Here is a 6,442-nt window from a genome sequence, read left to right on the forward strand (position 1 = left end):
TTGATTCATAATTCATAGTTTTATTGTATCATATTTTTGTTTCGCAGGAAGTCTATTACTAATACCAACCTAAGGAAATAAAAAACAATTTCCCGAATTCCTGTTGAACTAACTGATTTACTTCAGTCATGGGAAAAGCAACAAAAAAGAGAACTAGCAAAATTTGGAATTATCCAATCTGATGAACAGTATGTCTTTACTTATATCGATATGAAGAGCAATGTTAACGGTCCACTACACTCTGACTACCTCACGTCATCCAGAACTAACACACGCTACACCTCATAAACTGCGACATACAGGAGCGACACTTGCAAAACAAGCAGGACTTTCACTCGAAGCTATTTCAGAAGCTTTAACTCACAGTGATAAAGAAGTAACTAAGACTTATGTCAACACAAAAGATACTGTAAATTAGACTGTTGGAGATATTGCATTTCGTAGTCTAAAAAAAATGATGGGGTGAACTTTTGATTTTTAGACAAAAAAAGACATCCAAGAAAAAATTCTTGAATGTCTGTAAACATTGATATAATCGTATTGATTAACGTTTTGAGAATTGTGATGCTTTACGAGCTTTCTTAAGACCTAGTTTGATAAGGTTCTATTTTAAGCAATTTTAAAACAGCTATACATCAATGACGTTTTTCTTTTTGCTTATATATTATATAAGAGTACTAGGCCAATTTAATTCACTTATTTTCACATAATAGTTATCAGCATCCATACGAACACCAGGTGAATTTAGACTAGCTTTAAAAATATCTTTTTGTTTAATTATATACTTAAATTTGATAACTTGGTCAATAAAATGAATAAACGGAAGTAGTCCAGATATCTCAGCTGTAATAGTTAACTTTTGTATAACTTGCCACAAATTTTTTTTGTTTAAATCATCTCCTCTTTCTAATTCTTTTGGTACATCAATTCGTGTTCTTATAAACATAAAATAATCAGGAGTATAATCTTCATCATATACATCTCCTGAATATTTACCATCCTTCCAATCTTTGGTTTCTAGCATGAGTAATTGACTAAAATGTTTACTTGATTTTATTGATACAATTTTATCATTTATAATCAGATCATATTGATCCCAAACACCTCTATCATAGATATCGAAATCAATATTACTTACTCTACATCCTCTATTCTCATAAAACACTTTCGCATGACATTCTGCAACTTTTCCTCGGAATGCATCCCAAAAAATTTGTAATTTATTCCTTCTAGCTAAACCACCGCTACGATATTCTCGTTGTTTATCTTCATTAGCAATTGAAAATGCATATTCAAAACAACTCCTTAACAATTCACTACCTATCTCAACGTTATCCGGTTGATAAGTTTTTGCCTTGTTATCTCCCAAATAATAAAACTTTTGTCCATTTTGTTCTTGTTCGTGTAATTTTGTTTTGAATGTTTTGTAAATTGTATTACTCACCATATATTACCTCATAATTTATCGTTATTTTTATTCTACAATAAATTTTCAAAAATTATGCTTTCTAGCTGCAATTTACACCTATAAATGATATACTATAGTCTAAAAGTTTAAAAAGGAGAACAACACATGACTAATTCTGTAAGTTCTAAGACCCAAAATAAGTACAATATTGCTGCTTTTTTTAGTGGAGTCGGTGGAATTGAGTTGGGATTTGAACAAACCAACGAGTTCAGAGTGGTATATGCAAACGAATTTGACAAATATGCACGTAAGACTTATTCTCTAAACTATCCTGACACAAAATTAGATAATAGAGACATTCACATTGTACCTGCTGATGAAGTCGTTGACCAAGACGGCAATGACAACATAGATATTATTGTTGGTGGTTTTCCATGCCAGGCCTTTAGTATCGCTGGATATCGAAAAGGTTTTGAGGATGATCGTGGAGATCTATTCTTTGAATTGCTCCGTATCATTGAAGCAAAAAAACCTAAAGCAATCTTTGTAGAAAACGTAAAAAACATGGTTTCTCATGATCATGGAAATACTTTTAAAGTTATCCGTGAAGCACTTACCGAAAACAATTACTTTATCAAATGGAAAGTTTTAAACGGTAAGAACTACGGCAATGTCCCACAAAACCGTGAACGTATCTATATTGTTGGCTTTGACAACAAAGAAGCCTATGATTTATTTGAATTCCCAGAAGAAATTAAATTAACAACAACTCTTCGAGATATTATCGATTTCGAAGGTGTGAAAGACGAACTCTATTATTATAGAAAAGGAAAACAACGATTCTTCGATGATCTAAAAATGACAATGACTAGTCAAGATACAGTGTATCAGTGGCGTAGACAATATGTTCGAGAAAACAAAAATGGAGTTGTTCCTACTCTAACTGCAAATATGGGAACAGGCGGTCACAACGTTCCACTTATTTTGACTGACAGCGGTGAAATACGTAAGTTAACACCTAAAGAAACATTTAATGTGCAAGGTTATCCTAAATCTTTCAAAATTCCAGAAAACGTTTCTAATGGCCAACTTTATAAACAGGCTGGAAACAGTGTTGTAGTACCTGTTATTAAGAGAATTGCAACCAATATTTCCAAAGCACTAAATGAAAGCAATGGAAAATCACAATTGAATCGCGACGGGAGAATTGCAATTATCTATACAAAAATTAATGGACAATTTGAAGGGCAATCTTACGTTAAAGAGTTTGTTGATAGTTATGAACAAGCTGTTTCTACCATTGATTCTTATGAAGATAGCCTATCAATCTTATCAGATGAGGAATATCTAAAATTAGTTAAGAAAAAAGGAACACTTGAATTTTACAGTATCAATTAAGAACAAAAAAGTTAGTGCTAAGCTAACTTTTTTGATATACTGCTAATTGTAGAAACAATTGAAAGCGGTGATTTAATGTCTCTTTGGGAAAGATATTCTAAAGAAGAAAGAGATGAATATATTCGATTCCTTCAGGTATATGGGGCTTTATCGAATCTTTTTAGACAAAAACATGGAGATCCCATTCCTTATCTCGATTCTAAATTTCAAGAAACAGTATATGCTAAGGTCTTTAAAGGCGAAAACGTCGATATAGGTAACACTCCACACGATGTTCTGTCAGTTTTTGGTAACGACCGAATTGGTATTGGTTTGAAAACCTGGATGAATTCAAAACCATCTTACCAAAAGGTTATGCAATTAAAACGATTCAAACCAGAAATTGACCCTTACTTTGAGAAGTCTGATGAAGAATTAGCCCTTAAATTATCGCAAATCAAAAACGACAGGATGATTATTGACTATAACCGATTAGGTCTCTCTGAAGATAAAAATATCTACCATTACGTTACTCGTGATGCTGGAAAATTTGTTGTCCAAGAGACAGCCTATCCATTGGTTGATCTTAATAATCTTCAAAACTTTAAGCGTACTGATACCAACTTCTCATGGTCTGATGGAGAGAAAGACTATAAATTTACACGTGGTGATTCTCAAATTTGGCAACATTTTGATCCTAATAAAAAGGATACTCTCATTCTTAACCAATTTGATGTTAGCATCATTGATGATCCCTTTGATTTTTTACTAAAATCATACTTCCATTTCATAGATACTAGTGATGCTGACAAGCAAAAAGAGGATTTGTTCGAAATTTATCTTCCTCTTTATTCTTATCGTACAAAGGAAGTTGAAAAAAAATCAGGTCTAAACTCGTGGAATGCGGCACCTAAATCTAAGGGTAGCTCAACATTACGCCCACTAAATGAAATTTATATTCCTATTCCAAGAGAATTTCACAATAAATTTCCTGATTTCTTTTGTCCAAATATTTTTGAAGCTGAGAAACGTCAAAAAGACTGGAAAGAACGCAACAAAATCATGCTAGTTAACGAAGAAAACCTGAGGTTCGTTTCAACCTTAAACTTCCCAATGGTAAAACAATTCCAGGATTAGTTACTCAAAGTAATATGAAAGGATTACAATCAGGAAGCAACAAAGAGATTGATCCAGAAACTAATAAACGATATGGTCAATCCGCTCTTGGTCAATGGTTATTAGTAGATGTTCTTGGGCTCAAGGATAGACAAGTTGTTACAGTTGATTGGCTTAAAATGAGAGGCACTGATTCTGTAAGACTTTGGAGAAAAAAAGACGATTATTCAACTATTAACATTGACTTTGCACCTATTGGAAGTTTTGAAGCCTTCATGGATGAAGAAGAAAATCAATATGAAGAATAAATGAATTAAAAGTCTAGATTTTAAAATCTAGACTTTTACAATCTGTAAATACTAATAATTCACGAACAAATGTGTAGTATCTTCACGTTCATTTTATATTCTTTAATTCTTGCCACTTACATTGTTTTATCCAATTTCCTTCCGGAAGTTGATATAATGCTTCATTTTTTTCAAGGGCGTTCATACTGCCATCTACGTGACGAACATTTACTGAGTAGCCTTCATCACTATTAAGGTATTCATTAACAACATTTTCAAACTGAGTTGATAGTCGTTTACTATCTTCGATAGTCCGAGAAAAGACTATAGCTCTTTGCATTGGTTCGCCAGACACCTTATCTGCAAAACTTTCTCGTTTAATCATTCCATTCCAAACACCAATGATACGCCCCACATCATCAATATTCAGACCATTCTCTGAATCAGCAAGAGCTTTTTGCATATCTTTCTGAACCACTGTTTCGTCAACAGCCAAAACCATTAATTTATAATCAGTTAGGATATCTTGACTAATAGCATCTCCAAAACCTAAACGATAGAATACACTACCATATAGATTTTCATCATCCATACTAGAAATAACGCTTGAATTTTCTTCTGCTTTTTTCTTAGCCTCAATTCCATATAATTTTGGTGTTGCTGTTTGATAAAGACGTTTTATCCCCTTAACATTTAGATCACTATGTACCTTCGTAAACGATGATGCTTCATCTCCAAAAGCTTTTGCACCAGTGGTACGGTGTGCCTCATCTGCGATAATTAAATCAAACTCTGGAAAACCCTCTTTTTGTGCTTCACCAAGAACATCTATTGACTGATAAGTTCCAAAAACCACTAACAGTTCTTTTTTGGGTCTTGTCATTAATTCTAAGTAGTTTTCAACAACTTTTTTTGACGAAGTTGTTGCTGGATAACCAATATCACTAGCTTTAATTGTTAGATTGGACTCATCTTGCTTGACACTGCCACGACTAGCATTTCTATCACTAGTAACTGCCATAGAAGACATTGTCATTTCTGTATCATTGTTCCACCCTCTCAAGGTTTGCGTAAGTAGTTGAATACTAGGTACTAGATAAAGAATAGTGTATTGTTCCTTAGAGACATCTCTTGCCATTGCTTCAGCAATTTTTAAACTCGTAAAAGTCTTACCAGTTCCAGGCGCCATTATAAGTTGTCCACGATCATTTTCTGTAAAATGATTCAATGCAGACTGAATTGCACTTTCTTGATAATATCTTAACTTCTTTTTAGCTTTTACAGCTACTACTTCTGGTGATTCAAAAGAAAATTTTGACCAATCAATCTGAGAATTTCTTAAATCTGAAAGCCCAATACGAATAACATCGCTACGATCTGCTAAAGCTTTTTCAGCATTCTTGCCCCATTTATCGGTTGAAGCAACAATAATACCTGATTCGTAATAATCTTTTCCAAGCTCCCCTAAAAAAGAATCAATATTAGATTTTTGAATACTATGATTATAGAATTTTGCCTGAATCGCTACTAATTCACCAGTAAATTTTTCAGCAACTAAGTCTACTCCGAGATCAACTTTAGGTATTCCAAATTCCTCTGGAACATCTGCTAGCATCCATACATTCTTAAACTCATTCTGGTATGTTGGTTCATTTTGAAAATAGGCACGTGCTAAATACTCAAAGTATGTGCCTCTATCACGTTGCGTTTCAGCAAGTCCATTAATCTGATGTACTAAATTATCAAAAGTCATTTTATTCCCTTCTTTTCAAAATTAAAATTTGGATATAATTCATTTATTTGAACAGAACATATTACAGTTACTATCGTATGTTTATTGTACCACTTTCTTTTCTTATCTCGTATAATCCCATCAGGGGGTTGGAGATTCCCCAAAATTCAAATCATCCCAAAAGTACATACACTGTGTGTATACAAATTTTGGGGGTGATTTTAGGAGTGTGTGTATACAGACTCTGAGCTCGCAAAGTCATAATATGAGAAATCTCTCCCCTTCGATAAAATAATCAAAAAAATCACTTTAGCTGTACTTTGTGTGTACAATTTTTTAAGAAGATATATAAGAAAACGCTGTTAAATTTAACAGCGCTTTCTTATTTTAAAATCCTCATATGCCTTTCTTTTTTATGGTTAGCATCATAGTATTCTAGCATCGCATGATACAAATGAGCCTTCGTCTTATCTTGTTGTTTAATTCCATGAAGAAATAATTCTGCTCGCTTTAATTTCAATA

The 6,442-nt window shown here is 33.0% G+C and carries 4 protein-coding genes and 2 pseudogenes; 4 read left to right on the plus strand and 2 right to left on the minus strand.

Features of this window, described 5'->3' with window-relative positions:
* Window positions 1-81 precede the first annotated feature (81 nt).
* Window positions 82-418: pseudogene (locus tag RWO85_RS09350) on the plus strand (tyrosine-type recombinase/integrase); the annotation flags it as partial.
* A gap of 246 nt (window positions 419-664) precedes the next feature.
* Here RWO85_RS09350 and RWO85_RS09355 read toward each other — a convergent pair.
* Window positions 665-1,447 (minus strand): hypothetical protein, encoded by a 783-nt coding sequence (locus RWO85_RS09355; protein WP_314415508.1) that lies wholly within the window; start codon window positions 1,445-1,447, stop codon window positions 665-667.
* A 126-nt stretch (window positions 1,448-1,573) separates the two neighbouring features.
* Between RWO85_RS09355 and RWO85_RS09360 the strand changes: the two genes are divergently transcribed.
* From RWO85_RS09360 to RWO85_RS09370, 3 genes are all read left to right on the plus strand, one after another.
* Window positions 1,574-2,806 carry a DNA cytosine methyltransferase gene (locus RWO85_RS09360; protein WP_314415510.1) on the plus strand — a complete coding sequence of 411 codons (1,233 nt, stop codon included), beginning with the start codon at window positions 1,574-1,576 and terminating at the stop codon, window positions 2,804-2,806.
* A 75-nt stretch (window positions 2,807-2,881) separates the two neighbouring features.
* Entirely contained in the window at window positions 2,882-3,922 is a 1,041-nt protein-coding gene (locus RWO85_RS09365; protein ID WP_314415512.1) for an NgoFVII family restriction endonuclease, read from the plus strand.
* Between the two features lie 14 nt (window positions 3,923-3,936).
* Window positions 3,937-4,209, plus strand: a complete 273-nt coding sequence (locus RWO85_RS09370; RefSeq protein WP_314415516.1) for a hypothetical protein — start codon at window positions 3,937-3,939, stop codon at window positions 4,207-4,209.
* Window positions 4,210-4,363: 154 nt separating this feature from the next.
* On the opposite strand, the pseudogene RWO85_RS09375 reads toward RWO85_RS09370, so the two are convergent.
* A pseudogene (locus RWO85_RS09375) lies at window positions 4,364-5,941 on the minus strand (DEAD/DEAH box helicase family protein); the annotation flags it as partial.
* Window positions 5,942-6,442 lie beyond the last annotated feature (501 nt).

The sequence above is a fragment of the uncultured Streptococcus sp. genome, assembly GCF_963521865.1.
Taxonomy (GTDB): Bacteria; Bacillota; Bacilli; order Lactobacillales; family Streptococcaceae; genus Streptococcus.

Excerpts from the sequence above, each read along its gene's own strand:
- RWO85_RS09355 (WP_314415508.1), bottom strand. The coding sequence starts at position 1,447 with ATGGTGAGTAATACAATTTACAAAACATTCAAAACAAAATTACACGAA.
- RWO85_RS09360 (WP_314415510.1), top strand. The coding sequence starts at position 1,574 with ATGACTAATTCTGTAAGTTCTAAGACCCAAAATAAGTACAATATTGCT.
- RWO85_RS09365 (WP_314415512.1), top strand. The coding sequence starts at position 2,882 with ATGTCTCTTTGGGAAAGATATTCTAAAGAAGAAAGAGATGAATATATT.
- RWO85_RS09370 (WP_314415516.1), top strand. The coding sequence starts at position 3,937 with ATGAAAGGATTACAATCAGGAAGCAACAAAGAGATTGATCCAGAAACT.